General features: G+C 74.4%; 12 protein-coding genes. 1 reads left to right on the top strand and 11 read right to left on the bottom strand.

Annotated elements, in window-relative coordinates; translation table 11 throughout:
* Positions 1-25: 25 nt before the first annotated feature.
* Genes WMF43_RS21810 through WMF43_RS21795 form a run of 4 tightly spaced genes read right to left on the bottom strand, consistent with a single transcriptional unit; the run spans position 26 to position 4,110 of the window.
* A complete protein-coding gene (locus tag WMF43_RS21810) occupies positions 26-1,747 on the bottom strand; it encodes a cation:proton antiporter (protein ID WP_437682990.1) in 1,722 nt (573 codons plus the stop codon).
* A gap of 43 nt (positions 1,748-1,790) precedes the next feature.
* Positions 1,791-2,465 carry a glutathione S-transferase N-terminal domain-containing protein gene (locus WMF43_RS21805; protein WP_437682988.1) on the bottom strand — a complete coding sequence of 225 codons (675 nt, stop codon included), beginning with the start codon at positions 2,463-2,465 and terminating at the stop codon, positions 1,791-1,793.
* A 50-nt stretch (positions 2,466-2,515) separates the two neighbouring features.
* Positions 2,516-3,478: an NAD-dependent epimerase/dehydratase family protein gene (locus tag WMF43_RS21800; protein ID WP_437682987.1), complete on the bottom strand. Its 963-nt coding sequence runs from the start codon at positions 3,476-3,478 to the stop codon at positions 2,516-2,518.
* Positions 3,475-4,110: a class I SAM-dependent methyltransferase gene (locus WMF43_RS21795; RefSeq protein ID WP_437682985.1), complete on the bottom strand. Its 636-nt coding sequence runs from the start codon at positions 4,108-4,110 to the stop codon at positions 3,475-3,477. Before WMF43_RS21795 ends, WMF43_RS21800 begins: the two co-directional genes overlap by 4 nt.
* A gap of 223 nt (positions 4,111-4,333) precedes the next feature.
* On the opposite strand from WMF43_RS21795, the gene WMF43_RS21790 reads away from it, so the two are divergent.
* The gene (locus WMF43_RS21790; protein WP_437682984.1) at positions 4,334-6,937 is read left to right on the top strand and encodes a S8 family serine peptidase; all 2,604 of its coding nucleotides are present in this window, start codon (positions 4,334-4,336) and stop codon (positions 6,935-6,937) included.
* 101 nt (positions 6,938-7,038) lie between these two features.
* On the opposite strand, the gene WMF43_RS21785 is transcribed toward WMF43_RS21790, so the two are convergent.
* The 7 genes from WMF43_RS21785 to WMF43_RS21755 form a co-directional block, all read right to left on the bottom strand.
* Positions 7,039-8,175 (bottom strand): RtcB family protein, encoded by a 1,137-nt coding sequence (locus WMF43_RS21785; RefSeq protein ID WP_437682982.1) that lies wholly within the window; start codon positions 8,173-8,175, stop codon positions 7,039-7,041.
* Positions 8,172-8,555 carry a ribosome-binding factor A gene (locus WMF43_RS21780; RefSeq protein WP_437682980.1) on the bottom strand — a complete coding sequence of 128 codons (384 nt, stop codon included), beginning with the start codon at positions 8,553-8,555 and terminating at the stop codon, positions 8,172-8,174. The genes WMF43_RS21785 and WMF43_RS21780 overlap by 4 nt, the downstream gene beginning before the upstream one ends.
* A 300-nt stretch (positions 8,556-8,855) precedes the next feature.
* Positions 8,856-9,590, bottom strand: a complete 735-nt coding sequence (locus WMF43_RS21775; protein ID WP_437682979.1) for a hypothetical protein — start codon at positions 9,588-9,590, stop codon at positions 8,856-8,858.
* Between the two features lie 393 nt (positions 9,591-9,983).
* Complete coding sequence (locus tag WMF43_RS21770) at positions 9,984-11,351, bottom strand: 3-deoxy-7-phosphoheptulonate synthase class II (protein ID WP_437682977.1); 1,368 nt, start codon at positions 11,349-11,351, stop codon at positions 9,984-9,986.
* 68 nt (positions 11,352-11,419) lie between these two features.
* A complete protein-coding gene (locus WMF43_RS21765) occupies positions 11,420-12,289 on the bottom strand; it encodes a hypothetical protein (protein ID WP_437682975.1) in 870 nt (289 codons plus the stop codon).
* A 212-nt stretch (positions 12,290-12,501) separates the two neighbouring features.
* A complete protein-coding gene (locus WMF43_RS21760; RefSeq protein WP_437682973.1) occupies positions 12,502-14,259 on the bottom strand; it encodes a serine/threonine-protein kinase in 1,758 nt (585 codons plus the stop codon).
* A gap of 324 nt (positions 14,260-14,583) precedes the next feature.
* Complete coding sequence (locus tag WMF43_RS21755) at positions 14,584-15,630, bottom strand: RNA polymerase sigma factor (RefSeq protein WP_437682971.1); 1,047 nt, start codon at positions 15,628-15,630, stop codon at positions 14,584-14,586.
* Positions 15,631-15,671 lie beyond the last annotated feature (41 nt).

Below are 15,671 nucleotides of genomic sequence, written 5' to 3'. Positions count from 1 at the left end.
CCGCGCGGCCACGAGCGCCGCGCCCTCACGCCTGCGCGTCGAAGAGCTCGCCGCGGACGCGCTCGCGCTCGCGCTCCACCTGCTCGCCCGTCGCGCCGAGCCGCACGAGCAGGCGCTCGGTCATCGCGAACGCGACCTCCGCCTCGCCGGTCACGACCACGTCGGCGCCCGCCCTCTTCAGCGCGGCCACCTCGCGCAGGTAGAACGCGCGCGCGAGGATGAACAGCTTCGCGTTCATGCCCTTGGCCTGCTCGATCACGGCGTCGCCGGACGCGCCCGCCGACGTGAACAGCAGGCTGTCCGCCGCCGTGATCCCGGCGCGATCGAGGATCTCCCGCTGCGTCGCGTCCCCGTAGATCGCGCGGACGCCCTGGCCCTGGAGCTGCTTCACCGTGTCGAGGTTGAGCTCGACCACGGTCGGCTCGATGCCGTTCTCCCGGAGGAGCCGCGTCAGCGTGCGGCCGACGGGGCCGTAGCCGACGACGACGGTGCGGTGGGCGCTCTCGTCCGGCGGAGCGGCCTCCGCGCCTTCGCCCGCCGCGGCCGCGGCCCGGCGCGCGAAGAGCGACGACGCCCACCGCGCGAGGCGGTCCCGGACGCCGAAGAGCAGCGGGTTCACCGTGATCGACACGATCGACGTGACGACGAGCACCTGCGAGGCCTCGTCGGGCATGACGCCGAGCTGCCGGCCGAGCGTCGCGAGGATGAACGAGAACTCCCCGATCTGCGCGAGCGAGATGCCGACGGCGAAGGCCGTCTGGAAGGGGCGGCGGAGCAGCAGCACCACCGCCACCGCGGCGAGCGGCTTGCCGATCACCACCACGGCGAGGGTCGCCGCGGCGATCTTCCAGCTCGAGGCGAGCTGCCCCGGGTCGAGCAGCATGCCCACCGAGACGAAGAACAGCACGGCGAACGCGTCGCGCATCGGGAGCGCCTCGGAGGCGGCGCGCGAGCTGAAGTCGGACTGGCCGACGACCAGGCCGCCCAGGAAGGCGCCGAGCGCCATGGACGACCCGAAGAGCTTCGCCGAGCCCACGGCGACGCCGAGCGCGACGACGAGCACCGTCAGCGTGAAGAGCTCCCGCGAGCCCGTCTTCGCCACGTACCCGAGCAGCTTGGGGATGACGCGCTGGCCGACGATGAAGGTGAAGGCCACGAGCCCGGCGAGCTTCAGGAGCGCGATCCCGAGGGACAGGGCGACGCCCGCCGCGCCCGCGTCCGCGTCGCCTCCGATGAGCACGGGGAGCAGCACGAGCACGAGCACGGTGAAGACGTCCTCGAGCACGAGCCAGCCCACGGCGAGGTGGCCAGCGGGGGTGTGCAGGACGTGGCTGTCGCTCAGGACGCGCGTGAGCACGACGGTGCTCGCCACCGAGATGGCGATGCCGAAGACGACCGTCGCGGCCCACGTCCAGCCCGCGGCGCGGCCGACGAGCACCCCGAGCGCGGTCGCGACGGCGATCTGGATCAGCGCGCCCGGCACCGCGACCTTCCGCACCGCGAGGAGCTCGCGGACGTGGAACTGGAGGCCGACCCCGAACATCAGCAGGATCACCCCGATCTCCGCGAGCTGATCGGCGAGCCCCTTGTGCGCCACGAACCCTGGCGTGAAGGGGCCGACGAGGATCCCGGCCAGCAGGTACCCCACGATCGGCGACAGCCTCACGCGCTGGGTCAGAAAGCCGAGCGCGAGCGCCGCGGTGAGCCCGCCGGTGAGCGTCAAGATCAGGTCGAGTTCGTGGGGCATCTCGGGTTCTTCGCCTCAGGTCAGGTGTTCGCGGATCTCGACGCTACTTCCCCACGACGCCGATCGCCTCGTACGCCTCGATGATCTGCGTCTCCTCCTTGGCCTTCGCGATCCACTCCTGCATCGCGGGGAACGCCAGGATCGACGCGGCGTAGCGCCGGGAGACCTCGTCGAGCTCGACGCCGTAGGTGTCGAACCGCGTCGCCACGGGGGCGTACATCGCGTCCGCGATGGTGAAGCGCCCGAACAGGAACTCGCCCCCCTGGCCGAAGCGAGACCGGCAGTCGTTCCAGATGGTCTGGACGCGCGCGACGTCCTGCGACGCCGCGTCCGTGAGGGCCACGCCCTGGATCTTCCGCCGCACGTTCATCGGCAGCGCGCTCCGGAGCGCGCCGAAGCCGCTCGCCATCTCGGCGCTCACCGCCCGCGCGACCGCGCGCGCGGTGAGCGCCTCCGGCCAGAGCCTCGCCTCGGGGAAGCTCTCGGCCGCGTACTCGGCGATCGCGAGCGACTCCCAGATCGTGAGCGATCCGTGCTGCAGGGCCGGCACCTTGCCCGAAGGGGAATGGCGCTGGATCTCCGGCACGCGCTGGCCAGGCCCCCGGAGCGGGATCACCACCTCGTCGAACGCGACGCCGGCCTGCCTGAGGACGAGCCACGCCCGGAGCGACCACGACGAATAGGACCTGTTTCCGAGATAGAGGGTGAGCTCAGCCATGGGCGGAGCCTACACGATGCGCGCGGCGCCGACACCGCGCGCGGCGCGCTTCACGCCGCCGCGGTGCCGCCGAACACCTCGCTCGCCAGCGCCTCCACCGCGATCCTCACCGCCTCGTCGCTCGTGTGCCGCACGCGGAACCCGAGCGCCGCGAGCTTGCCCGGATCCATGCGCGATCGCGGCACGTCGCCGGGCCACCCACGCTCGCCGCCCCGGTACCGGATCACCGCGTCCGGGTAGGGCGACGCGGCGACGCAGAGCTCCGCGATGCGCGCGACGCTCGTCGTGTCCTCCGGCGCGAGGTTGTAGATGTTGAGCCGCTCTCCGGCGTGATCGAACCCGAACAGGATGCCGTCCGCGCAGTCCCGTACATCGAGGTAGGGCTTGGACTGACGGCCATCTCCGAGCACCTCGAGCTCCGTCCGCCGGTCGCGCAGCTTCTTCAGGAAGTCGAGCGCCGCGCCGTGGGTCCCGCGGGGGCCGACCACGTTGCCGAAGCGGTAGATCCACGCCGTGAGCCCGAAGCACTCGACGTAGGCGCTGATGAGCGCCTCGCCCGCGAGCTTGCTCGCGCCGTACAGCGAGATCGGCAGGGCGCCGAGGTCGCCCTCCGCGCTCCGTTGCGGCGTGTCGCCGTAGACCGTCCCGGAGGACGAGAAGATGAGCCGGCGGACCCCCGCGCGCCGCATCGCCTCGAGCACGTTGTACGTGGCGATCGTCCCCTGCTCGAGGTCGAGCCGCGTCCGCTCGAGGCCCCAGCGCGCCTCCGGGTTGGCCGCGAGGTGCACGACGAGGTCGTGGCCCGCCATGGCCTCGGTGAGCCGATCGAGGTCGAGCGCGTCCGCCTCGACGAGCGTCGCGCGCCCCGCGTCGAGGTGCGGCGCGACGAACACGCGGCGCCCGACCGAGAGGTTGTCGTAGAGCGTGACGGGGCCGCGCTCGACGAGGCGATCGGCGAGGTGGCTCCCGATGAAGCCGGCGCCGCCGACGACGAACGACCGGAGCGCCGTCATCGCCCGCCCCCCGCCGCGGTCAGGCGCTCGACCCGCGCCGCGAACTGCAGGCGATCCTGCGTCACCAGGCGGAACGGCAGGTCGTGGATGCGCAGCGGCCACTCGAGGCCGGTGATGCGCCCGCCGGCGCCGTGCACGAGCGCGACGAGCTCGCCCGGCGTGAAGTAGGTCCCCCGCACCTCGACGCCCGGCGCGGCGTTGCCGGCAAGGTCCATCCAGAGGAGAATTTTCTCGGAGAGCGGGCCGAACCGGAAGTGGTCCTTGAGCGCGACCACGCGCGAGGCGACCCGGAGCGCCTCGGCGAGCAGCGCGCCGGGGCGCGCGCAGTGGTGCAGCACGTCGGAGAGGAGCACCGCCTCGAAGGCGCCGTCGGGGAAGGGGAGGCGCTCGCCGTCGTAGGGGATGACCGGCAGCGCCGCGCCGGGCCGCGCCTTCACGTCCACGCCCACCACGCGCGGCGCGCCCACCCGACGAGCGACCGCGAGCGCGACCGTGCCGTCGCCCGCGCCCACGTCGAGCAGCGACGCGGCGCGGCCCACCTGCGCGGCGAGCGCCCGAGCGACGCGGTCCACGCGCGGCACGTGGACGAGGCGGTGGTGCAGCGAAAAGAGGGCGTCTTCGACGAGCGTCATCCTGCGTCCGCGCCCGGGCGGCGGCGAGCGCCCTCGCGCCGGGGAGCCGCGCCACGCTAGTCGAGCGCGCGGGGACCGGCAACGTGGGGCCGCGCCGCGCGGGGTCGCGAGCGCGCCTCACGTCCACGCCGCCCTCGCCCCTCGCGCGGCGTTCCCGCGCCGCTCGCGCCCGAGCGTCATCGAACCTGGCTGAAGCGACACCCCAGCACGCGGAAAGGTGCTCATGAGAACTCGTGTGCGCTGGTTCAGCCTGACCTGCCTCTGCGTCGTCCTTTCAGGATGCAGCGGAGATCCCGGAGACAAGGAGTCGGGGCAGGACAACGCTCCTCCGGAGAGCCCGGCGCCCGGCGAGGCGACCTTCGCGCCGGAGGAGCAGACGGAGCTCTGGTTCGTGGAGTTCGAGCGCGCGCCGGACGCCCGGGGCGGCCAGGGCAAAGACACGCTCCTCCGGGAGCAACGCCAGCTCTTCCGGCGCGCGGCCGCGCTGCGCGGGCTCCGGTACAGGCAGCGCTTCTCGTTCGAGGAGCTCTGGAACGGGCTCTCCGTCCGCGTCGGGCGCGAGGGCGCCGAGGCGCTGGCCGACATGCCCGGGGTCAAGGCCGTCTACCCCGTCGTGCCGCTCACCCTCGACATGACGCGCGCGGCCGCGCCGTTGGAGCCGGACCTCGAGGTCGCCGGGGATATGTCGGGCGCGGACGTCGTGCGCCGGGAGCTCGGCGTGACCGGCGAGGACGTCCGCGTCGGCGTGATCGACAGCGGCATCGATTACCACCACCCCGATCTCGGCGGCTGCTTCGGGCCGGGCTGCCGGGTCGCGTTCGGCTACGATTTCGTCGGAGACGACTTCGTCGCCAGCGACGCGAGCGTCCAGCCCGCGCCCGACGGGGATCCCGACGATTGCCTGGGCCACGGCACCCACGTCGCCGGCATCATCGGCGCGAGCGGGGTCGTGCAGGGCGTCGCGCCGGACGTGACCTTCGGCGCGTACCGCGTGTTCGGCTGCCGCGGCGGCTCGCGCGCCGACATCATCGTCAAGGCCCTGGAGCGGGCCGCGGACGACGGCATGCACGTGGTCAACATCAGCATCGGCTCGCCGTTCCAGTGGCCCGAGTACCCCACGGCGGCCGCCGCGAACGCGCTCGTCGCCCGGGGCGTCGTCGTCGTCGCCTCGATCGGCAACAGCGGGGAGAAGGGGCTGTGGGCCGCGGGCGCGCCCGGCGTCGGCGACGCGGTCATCGGCACCGCGTCCGTCGACAACTCCCGCGTCACCCGCCTGTCGTTCGCCGTCGCGCCCGGCGGCGCCGCGGTGGGGTACATGCGCGCGGTCGGAGGCCCGCCCGCGCCGCTCTCGGGGAGCGCCCCGCTCGCGCGCACCGGGACGCTGGCCAGCGCGCGCGACGCCTGCGGCGCGCTCCCCGCGGGCAGCCTCGCGGGCGCGATCGCGCTGATCCGGCGCGGGGGGTGCTCGTTCCACGACAAGGCCGCGCACGCGCAGGCCGCGGGCGCGGTCGGGGTCGTGTTCCACAACGACCGGCCCGGGGAGCTGTCCCCGTCGGTGGACTCCGGCGATCCGATCACCATCCCGGTCGTGGGGATCACGCAGGCCGACGGCCAGCTCCTCCACGCGCGCCTCGACGCGGGCCCGGTGACCCACCGCTGGACCGATCGGGCCGTGGCCACCCGGGTGGGCACCGCGGGCCTGCTCTCCGGCTTCAGCTCGCACGGCCTGAGCGCGGCGCTCACCTTCAAGCCCGACGTGGCCGCGCCGGGCGGCGGGATCTACGCGACCGTGCCGCTCGAGCTCGGCGCCTACGACGCGCTCAGCGGCACGTCGATGGCGGCGCCCCACGTGGCCGGCGCCGTCGCGCTGCTGCTCGGCGCGCGCCCGGAGCTCCCCGCGCGGCGCGTGCGCGACGTCCTGCAGAACACCGCCGTCCCCGCGCCCTGGGGCGGCGATCCGGGCTCCGGGGTGCCCGAGGGCACGCACCGGCAGGGCGCAGGGCTGATCCGCATCGACCGGGCGATCCGGGCGACCACCGTCATCACCCCCGGCAAGCTGGCGCTCGGGGAGAGCGAGGCCGGGCCCGCCGCGCGGACGCTGACGCTCGAGAACTCGAGCGGCGGCGACGTCACCTACGACCTGTCGCACGCGCCCGCGGCGTCCGCGACCGGCGGCGATCACTGGGCGCCGAGGAGCGCGACGACCGGCGCCGCGCGCGTCGACTTCGGCGCCCCGAGCGTCACCGTGCCCGCGCGCGGGAGCGCCGCCGTCTCCGTGACGATCACGGCGAACGATGCGCTCGCGGACGGCAGCCTGTTCGGCGGGTACCTCGTGTTCACCCCGCGCGGCGGCTCGGAGGCCGGCGCGCTCCGGGTGCCGTACGCGGGGTTCAAGGGCGACTACCAGCGCGTTCCCGTCCTCGGCACGTCGGGGCAAGCGGCCCCGTGGCTCGGCAAGCTGAGCGGGACGCGCATGACCCCCGAGCCGAGCGGCGCGACCTACACGATGGCCGCGGACGACGTCCCCTACGTGGTCGTCCACCTCGATCACGGCGCGGAGCGGCTGATCCTGGAGGTCGCCGAGGCCGCCACGGCGAAGCCGTGGGGGCAGGCGCTCTCGCTGTCCCGCGTCGGGCAGAGCGCGTCGCCGACGGCGGCCGCGCGCTACGCGTGGAAGGGCAGGACCACGCTCGACCGGAGGCCTCTGGTGGTCCCGGACGGCGAGTACCGGATCACGCTCCGCGTGCTCAAGGCGCTGGGGGATCCGGGCAACGCCGCGCACTGGGAGACGTGGACGTCGCCGGTCGTCACCCTGGACCGCCCGTGAGCGCAGGCCGCGCCGGGCCCGTCGTCGGCGTGGCGCGTGGCGCGTGGCGCGTGGCGCGTGGCGCGTGGCGCGTGGCGCGCGGCCCGCGGCCCGCGGCCCGCTCAGGCGGCCTTGTAGACGAGCACCGGCGAGAGCCGGCGGACGACGCGCACGAGGTCGCGCTGCGCCCGCATGACCGCGCCGATGTCCTTGTAGGCCGACGGCGCCTCGTCGCGCAGCCGGTCGGCGAGGCGGTGGTCGAACCACACGCCCTCGGCCTCCCGCAAGAGCCGCCGCGCGCCGATGCGCCGGCGCGCCTCGCCGCGCGGCAGCGCGCGCCCGGCGCCGTGCGCCGACGATCCCAGCGCGCCCTCGGCGCCGCGCCCCTCGACGTGGAAGCTCGGGCTCCCCATCGAGCCGGGCACGACGCCCAGCGCGCCCTCGCGGAGCCCCATGGCGCCCTTGCGGTGCACCCAGAGCGCCCGCCCGCCGTGCTCCTCGCGGCGGACGTGGTTGTGGTCGACCTCGATGCGCGGCGAGGCGTCGAGCTCGACGCCGAACAGCTCCGCGAGGAGCGCCTCGACCTCGGCCACCATGCGCGCGCGGCTCGCCCGCGCGTACCCGGCGGCCCACGCGACGTCGTCGAGGTAGGTGCGCCCGGCGTCGCTGTCCGCGTCGAGGAAGCGGAGGCCCGACGGATCCCGCGCCCCGAGCGCCTCGTGGTGCTGCCGGATCGCCGGGCCCATGGCGCGCGAGCCGCTGTGGAGGAGCAGCCACAGCGCGCCCTCGTCGTCGCGCTGCACCTCGAGGAAGTGGTTGCCTCGGCCGAGCGTGCCGAGCTCGGTCCGGCCCTCGCGGCGCTTCATCGCCTCGAGCGCGGGCGCGCCGAGCGGCGCCGCGAGGAGCTCGTCCGGCAGCGGCGGGGCGCTCCCGGACGGGTGCACGAGGTGCGGGACGCGGCGGTACAGCCCGGCGAGCAGCCGCGCCGCGCGATCGCGATCCGCGAGCAGATCGGCGTCCGCGCGGAGCCGCGCCGCGACCATGCCGCAGCCGATGTCGCCGCCGACCGCGGCCGGGAGGAGGCGGCGGGTCGTGGCCGTCACCGTGCCCACGCAGACGTCGTCGGCGACGTGCGCGTCGGGCATCACGGCGACGTGCGCGACGTCCTCGGTCTGCGCGAGCCGCGCGATCCGCGCGAGCACGGCGCGGGCCTCGGCGCTCGCGCCGTCGGGGAGCCACGTGGCGATGCGCGCGCTCACGGCTCCCCCTCCGGCGGCAGGACCTGGAACACGAGCGTCGGCGCGCGCTTGCGCGTGATCGCCCCCGCCACCTCCGATCGCAGGTAGCCCGCGACCTTCTCCAGCCGCGCCGCCGCCTCGTCCGGAGGCGCCGAGGGCCCGACCTGCACGATCACCGCGAGCCGGCCCGCGTCGGGCGCCGGCGCCACCTCCACCACCCAGACGTCCTGCAAGACCTCATCGCGGAGCGCGGAGAGCGCCTCGCTCACCGCCTCCTGCACCTGACGGCAGAGCTGGCGCTCCTTGCGCTGCGCCTTCCGCGCCGCCGTCCCACCGAACAACGAACCTGCATCCACGACGGAGCGCGCGGCGTCGCGGCTCCGCAAACGATCTTTGCCCATGCCATGCTCCCGAGGGCGCGGCGACACACCTACGCGTCGGCCGCGCAGTTCCTGCGACACGCGAGATGATCTCGGGGGATGAGCCTCGCTGGCGCGCTCAGCGGCGCGTCAGACCGAGGCTCGTCGATGCAATCGGGCGCATGGCGGGCCTCCTTCGCCGGCAAGCGTGAACGAACGAGCGCGGCGGCGCAAGGCGTGAGCCCTGCGCCGCCGCTACGGGTCACCAGAGGGGAGGAGCTGCCGGGACGAGCGCCGCCGCCGCCGCCGCCGGGCCGGAGGCGCTCGTCCCGGGGAGGGGCGCTACGTCGCCTGGTGCTGCCCGTGCGAGTGCCCGTGCGAGTGCCCGTGCGCGTGCGCGTGCGCGGCGCATTGCCGCTCGGCGACCCGCTTCACGTGGCGGACGATCTGGTTGCCGGCGAACGTCATGAGGGGCGCGGTCAGCGTGTTCCAGAGGAACAGCTGCTGCCGCGTCGGCGTGTCCGTCGCCCGGATCCGCACCTCGTACGAGAGCATCGTCCGCCGCTCGCCGTGCGGCGTCACGACGTAGCTCCCCGCCCCCTTGACGTACCCGGGGCAATCGAACGCCTTGAACTCGGCGGGCGTCCGGTGCACGAACAGGCTCGTCGTATGCATCGGGCGCGCGATGGCGCCGACCACGATCTCGGAGCCTTCCTTCTCGGCCAGCTTGATCTGGCCGTAGTCCTCGACGTTCTCGAGCGACACCCGCGCGGGCGCGGGCAGCGGCGCGAGGCCGAGCTGCCGCCGGGCGCGGCGCACGTCGGCGACGCGGAGCGCCAGGAGCGCGCGCAGCACGATCGAGCGGCTCTGCGCGAAATCCACGCTCTTCAGCGCGGCGTAGGTCGCCTGCGGCGTCGCCATCACCACGGTCTGGTAGTTCGCGACGATGTCGGCTTCCGGCAGGAAATACTCGAGCAGCGTCGGACCGGAGGCGCGCTGCGCTCCGGACGAGGTCTCCGTCGTCGAGCGCTCCTCCCCCTGTCGGCTCTCACCCTGTTGAATCGAGATGGTGTGCATGGCGAATTACCCCCGCGGTGATTCGTGGGGTGGAGCGCGACGGAACACCAGCAGGCGTCTCCTGCTTTGGAGCGCGGGGCGATGAGCGCGCCCATCGTCAACATCGGTCGATTCCGCCTCTGCGCCGGGCGATGGAAAAGAGGACCTGCGGGGCAGGCCGCGCCGCCCCGGGAACAGGGAGGCGGGAAGGCGGGGAAACCCTCATGATCTTCCTGCCTTGGCGCCTCCCTGGAGACCCTGCTGGGCGGCCGGCAGCGGCGGCGCGGGGGCGCGGGGGCGCGGAGCGACAGCGCAGAGAGCGCCTCGTCTCTCCGCGCCGTCTCGCTGCGTCTCCCCTTCTTCGTTTTCGTTGTCGGGGAGCGGGGAGGGGCGGTGTCCCGGCGTCGAGCAGCCCTAACGTCGCCGCGAGGACTCGGCCATGCGGTGGGCGATGCGGAAGGCCATCTCCAGCGACTGGCGGTAGTTGAGCCTGGGATCACACAGGCTCGCGTAGCGCCGGTCGAGATCGCCCTCGGTGAGGCCCGCCCCGATGCACTCGGTGACGTCGTCGCCCGTGAGCTCGAAGTGGACGCCGCCGAGGTGGGAGCCGAGCGCCTCGTGCACCTCGAAGCTGGCCTCGATCTCGGCGAGGATGTCCTCGAAGTTCCGGGTCTTGATCCCGCTGGACGTCGTCTGGGTGTTGCCGTGCATCGGGTCGGACATCCAGAGCACCTTGCGCCCCGCCGCGCGCACCGCCTCGACGAGCGGCGGGAGCCCCTCGCGCACGCGGCCCGCGCCCATGCGCACGATGAGCACGATCTTGCCCGGCTCGTCCGTGGGGTTCAGCCGCTCGAGCAGGCGGAGCAACTCGCCGGGGACCGTCTTCGGGCCGAGCTTGATGCCCACCGGGTTCTGGACGCCGCTGAAGAACTCGACGTGCGCGCCGTCGGGCTGACGGGTGCGCTCGCCGATCCAGGGGAGGTGGGTCGTCAGGTCGTAGAAGCCCGGGCGGCGCGCGACCTTCCGCGTCTGCGCGGCCTCGTAGTGAAGGTTGAGCCCCTCGTGGCTGGTGAAGAACTCGACCCGAGACAGCTCCCCGACGGGGACCTCGGCGAGCGCCTCCATGAACCGGAGCGCCTCGCCGACCTGATCGGTCATGCGCTGGTACCGCTCGCGCAGCTCGCCGGGGAGATCCGCGCGCTCGAGGAAGCTGAGGTCCCAGTATTCCGGGTGGTGCAGATCGGCGAACCCGCCCTCCGACAGGGAACGGATGAAATTCAGGGTGAGCGCCGCGTGCTGGTACCCGGTCACCATCAGGCTCGGGTCGGGTCGGCGCGCGGCGGCGTCGAAGGGCGCCCGGTTGATGAGATCCCCGAAATAACTCGGCAGGCTCACCCCGTCCCGCGTCTCGACCGGGCTGGATCGCGGCTTGGCGTACTGGCCGGCGAAGCGCCCGAGGCGCACCACCGGCTTGCGGGCGCCGTGCACCAGCACGAGCGACATCTGGAGGAGGATCTTGAGTTTGTTCGTGACGATGTTCGGGCGGCAGTCGTCGAGCGTCTCCGCGCAATCGCCCCCCTGCAGCACGAAGCGGCGGCCGAGCTGCGCCTGGGCCAGATGACCTTTGAGCCGCTCGACCTCCCACGACGTCACGAGCGGCGGCAGCGCCCGGAGCCTCTCCACGACGGCCGCGACGGCCTCGGCGTCCTCGTAGGGGAGGGGCGCTGCGTTGGGACGGTCACGCCATGAATCCGGCGACCACGGGAGAGCAGGTGATTGCATGAGCTGAGCCCTGTTATGGCAAAGCTCCCACCCGCGCAACCGTTGGTCAACGAAAGCGGCGCGCGCGGTCAGCGATCCGGCGGCGCCTCGGCCGCCCCGGGCGCCGGCGGATCGCTGACCGCGCGCGCCTCGATCGCCTGGATGGTCTGCTTGATCTCGCCCGCGATCGAGGCGCACGGCGCCGGGCAGCGGCTCGTGCCGAAGAAGCCGCACCCCTTGCTCTTGCCGACGATGAGCGGCGAGAGGACGTCGATCGCGCGCCGGTCGCCCTCCGTCGCGGCGCGCTGGAGCAGCGCCTGCCGCGCCTTGCACGACGGGGAGACGCGGAGCTCGTGCGCGATGCGCAGCGCGGGTGTCGCCTTCTCCAGGACCGCGGCCTCCCCGAGCCGCCGCGCGGCGCGCTCCTTCAGCGCCGAGCTGCCCACCGCGAGATCGTAGAGGAGGTCCGGCCCGCGGCTCCCCATGCCGCTCGCCATCAGCTCGAGCGCGGCCGACGCCACCTCGGGGGGACCGGCGGCGGCGCCCGAGACGACGCGCTGCACGTCGTCGTCGCCCGCCGCCCCGGGATCGAGCTCCAGGAGCCGCGTCGCCGCCGCGAGCGCGGCGGCGTGGTAGGGCGGCGGGAGCGCGTGGCGCTCCATCAGGGCCCGGAAGACCGCCGGATCCTTCGGGTAACGCGCGGCGAGGGGCTCCAGCGCGATGACGCCGCGCGCCTTCGCCGTGGCGAGCTCGCCTTCGGGGGCCGCGTCGCGCGGGGGCGCCTCGACCGGCCGGCGGGGCGCGGAGTCCGCCGGCGCGGCGTGCTCGGCCCGCGTGGCCGCCTCGAGCGCGTCGAGCGACGCGTCGTCGCGCAGCAGGGCGGCGGCGATCACGAGCGCCGTGGAGGCGGCCGCGCCCGTGATCAGCCAGCGCGCCGCGGGCGGCGCCGAGGTCAGCATGGCCGCGCGCGGAAGCGAGGCGCTCCCGGCGGGGAGCGAGGCGCGCCCGCCCGGCAGCGCGCCGCCTGTGCCCGGAAGGGAGCCCGGTCGGTCAGGGGTGCTGGCACGGCTGGGACGCGGCCCGGACGCCTGCGCTGGCATGGTCCGCTCCCCCTAACACAGGCCCGGGCCGCGGCCCATGGTCGGCGTCGCGCGGCCCGGCCGCGGGCCCGTCACCGAGGTTCCCGCCAGTGCTGGTAGGCGGCGGCCGCGATCGCGGCGCCCACGCTGATGAAGAAGAGCAATGCGTCCCAGACCGGCCAGGCGATGCCGATGGCGCGCTGCAGGACCACGGCCTCGAGGAACCGCACGAGCAGCGACGCGGCGCCGTAGGCGACCAGGGCGAGCACGACGGGCGTCGAGAGCCGCGGCGCGAGCGCGCTCAACCTGGCGTCGTCCCGCCAGATGTGCCGGAAGACGTAGAAGCCGCCGAGCAGCCCGACGCCGAACAGGGCGCACAGGATCCCGAACGTGAGCAGCGCGGCGCCCTGGCCCGACAGCGCCCCGGCGTCGCTCCGCGCCGCGCGCGCGAGGCCGGCGAGGCTGCTGACGAGGCCTGCGCCGAGCCACCCCAGGCCGAGGCTCGCCGAGAGGAAGACCATCTGCCGCGTCAGGTACGCCTCGGACGCCGCCGACGCCGGCAGCCCGAGGGCGTGCGAGAGCGCGTAGGGCCGCCCGAGCACGACGGACGAGCGCGCGAGCGTGGCGCGCGCGCTCGGCGGGGGCGCGGGCGCGGCCGCTTCCTCGTACGGCGCGAGGTCGCGGGCGAGCTCGCTCATCGACGGGTGGCGGGCCGATGGATCCTTCGCCATGGCGCGCTGGACGACGATCTCCAGCCCCGGCGGGACCTCCGGGGCCAGGGCCCGCAGTGGCCGCGGCTCCTCCGTCATGACCGCGAGGAGGAGCGACGTCGGGTCCTTGCGCTCGAAGGGGCGCTGCCCGGTCAAGGCGTGGTAGAGGACGGCCCCGACCGCATAGACGTCGGTCCGGAGATCGGTCTGCTCCCCCTTGGCCTGCTCCGGGGGCATGTAGGCGGGCGTCCCGAGCACCATGCCCGTCCTCGTCAGCGCGGAGGGCTCGGACGTCTTCGAGATGCCGAAATCGAGGATCTTCACCGTCGGGCACGCGGGATCGCCGGTGAGGAAGATGTTCTCCGGCTTGATGTCCCGGTGCACGATGCCCAGCGCGTGCGCCGCCGCGAGGCCGTCGCAGACCTGCCGCGCGAGCCGCACCGCCGCGCCCGCGGGCAGCCGTCCTCCCGGCGCCGCCGCGAGCAGATCGCCGAGCCCCTGGCCCTCCAGGTACTCGGTGATGATGCACGGCCGCCCGTCGCTCAGCCGGTTCACGTCGAAGATCTCGACGATGTGCGGGCTGCGGACCGACGCCACCGCCTCCGCCTCGCGCTGGAAGCGCGCGAGCACGGTCGGGTGCTGGGCGAGGTCGGCGTGGAGCGTCTTCAGAGCGAACCGCTTCCCCGGGATGCGGGTGTGCTGCGTCTCGTAGACGCGGCCCATGCCGCCCTCCCCGAGGAGGCGCGTGACGACGTAGGCGCCCGCCACGGTCGTACCGACGAGCGGATCCGGCTCCAGCGGCCCTTCACCCGTCGCACCCCCGACGGACGGGGGAGGACGCACCGTGTCGGCGGTCCCGACCTGCATCGCCGCGGCGCTCACCGGGAGCACCGCGGGGACCACCGGGGTCGCCGTGGCGCTCGCGCTCGCGCTCGCGCTCACTGCGGGCGCGGGAGGCGGGCGCACCGTCTCCACGGCCGACTGAGGTACCGCCCCGGCGTTCCCTGGGGGCGGGGGAGGCGGGCGCACCGTCTCCACGGCCGACTGGGGTACCGCCGCGCCGCGAACGGCGGCAAGCGCGGCCTGCCGCTCCGTGTCGCTCATGACCCGGGTCGGGCCGTCGCCCTCCTCAAGCGCCATGGACGCCGAGCCTCCGGCAGACCTGGGCCTGCTCAAGGTAAGGCTGCCCGAGCGACCGGGCGAAACGCTCGAATCCGACACGCAAAGGGCCTCGCTCCCATGGATCCGGGTCGGTCCCCGCCGAGGGCGAGGACCGACGGTTCGTCGCCGATGCGCAGGCGAACACCGCGGGACGACGCTACCACGGATCGACCCGCGTGAGAGCGCCGACGTGCCGGCGCAGAGCCGCGACGCGGGGCTCGGGCGGGGGCGCGGCCAGACGGAGGTCCGCCGCGTCGATGTCGGGCCGCGGCGCCGTCGGGCCGCGGTCAGCCAGCCGTTTGCTCAGCCTGCGCCGGCTTCTGCTTGGCGGCCTTGCGCTGCTCGGCATCGAGCAGGCCGATCCGCGCCTTCTGGCAGCGCTTCAGGCGCTTCTTCTTGAGCGGGGTGGCGAGCCATTCGTGACGCAGACGGACATTCCACTTCGGGGTATTGGCCATGTTCTTGGGCTTTCTCTGCGAGGGGGCGGCAGACTACACAAACGTGCGGGATCGTCAAGAGGCCGGCGCGGCTGACCGCTCTACTTTTCCTTTTCCCAAGCTCGAGCGCGGGGGTGGCGCGCGCGCCGAGCTCCTTGCCGAGACCGCCGAGAACGCCGAGAACGCCGCGCCGCGGCTCCCGCCCTTGCTCCGCCTGGAGGTGGTGCTGCAAGCGGAGCCACACGTCGCGCGCGAGGTCCGCCGGGACGGGCGGGAGCGCGCGCGCGGCGCGGAGCAGGGACGCCGCCGCGGCGTCGAGGGAACGCTCCGACGCGGGGAGGCCCGAGAGGGCGCTCCGGCGCTCGGCGGGCTGGCGCGCGACCGCGGCGCGGAAGTCCTCGCGGGCGAGGCGCAGGCGGGAGCGGACGGTGTTCTCCTTGAGCTGCAGCTCGCGGGCGATGTCGGCCACCGGCACGCCGAGGAGGTCGTACATCACGAGGATCACGCGCCGCTCGGGCGCGATCTTCAGGAGCAGCGCCGTCACGACCTCGGCGCGGTCGGCGCTCGCGAGCGTGTGCTCCGGCGTCGGCGCCGGATCGCGCCCCTCGAACGGCCACGAGCCGCCGGCCCCGGACGGGATCTCGCGGCGCCGGTGGGCGCGCGCGTGGTAGTGGCTCGCCTTGCGCCAGGCGATGCCGAAGAGCCAGCGCTGGAGCGCCGTCTCGGGCGTGACGCGCAGGGGCGGCAGCCCCGCCGCGGGGAGCTCGTTCGCGGGCGCCGCGTGGTAACGCCACGGCTCGTAGCTGGGCAGGCCGCAGTAGGCGGCGAGGAAGACCTCCTGGAGCAGGTCGTCCATGTCGCTCGTCGCCACGCCCAGCCACCGGAGCGCGTGGTGGAGGAAGGGCAGGCCCACGGCGTAGACCTTCTCGAACGGCGGGGGCGCCGCGGGCGAGG

The sequence above is a fragment of the Sorangium sp. So ce131 genome (genome assembly GCF_051519095.1).
GTDB lineage: Bacteria > Myxococcota_A > Polyangia > Polyangiales > Polyangiaceae > Sorangium.
Note: the sequence above shows the minus strand (reverse complement) of the source record. Positions and strands in the feature narration are given on the sequence as shown.

Coding starts and splice junctions, on each gene's coding strand:
- WMF43_RS21800 (WP_437682987.1), bottom strand. CDS start 3,478: ATGACGGCGCTCCGGTCGTTCGTCGTCGGCGGCGCCGGCTTCATCGGG.
- WMF43_RS21810 (WP_437682990.1), bottom strand. CDS start 1,747: ATGCCCCACGAACTCGACCTGATCTTGACGCTCACCGGCGGGCTCACC.
- WMF43_RS21775 (WP_437682979.1), bottom strand. CDS start 9,590: ATGCACACCATCTCGATTCAACAGGGTGAGAGCCGACAGGGGGAGGAG.
- WMF43_RS21805 (WP_437682988.1), bottom strand. CDS start 2,465: ATGGCTGAGCTCACCCTCTATCTCGGAAACAGGTCCTATTCGTCGTGG.
- WMF43_RS21780 (WP_437682980.1), bottom strand. CDS start 8,555: ATGGGCAAAGATCGTTTGCGGAGCCGCGACGCCGCGCGCTCCGTCGTG.
- WMF43_RS21760 (WP_437682973.1), bottom strand. CDS start 14,259: ATGGCGCTTGAGGAGGGCGACGGCCCGACCCGGGTCATGAGCGACACG.
- WMF43_RS21790 (WP_437682984.1), top strand. CDS start 4,334: ATGAGAACTCGTGTGCGCTGGTTCAGCCTGACCTGCCTCTGCGTCGTC.
- WMF43_RS21770 (WP_437682977.1), bottom strand. CDS start 11,351: ATGCAATCACCTGCTCTCCCGTGGTCGCCGGATTCATGGCGTGACCGT.
- WMF43_RS21795 (WP_437682985.1), bottom strand. CDS start 4,110: ATGACGCTCGTCGAAGACGCCCTCTTTTCGCTGCACCACCGCCTCGTC.
- WMF43_RS21765 (WP_437682975.1), bottom strand. CDS start 12,289: ATGCTGACCTCGGCGCCGCCCGCGGCGCGCTGGCTGATCACGGGCGCG.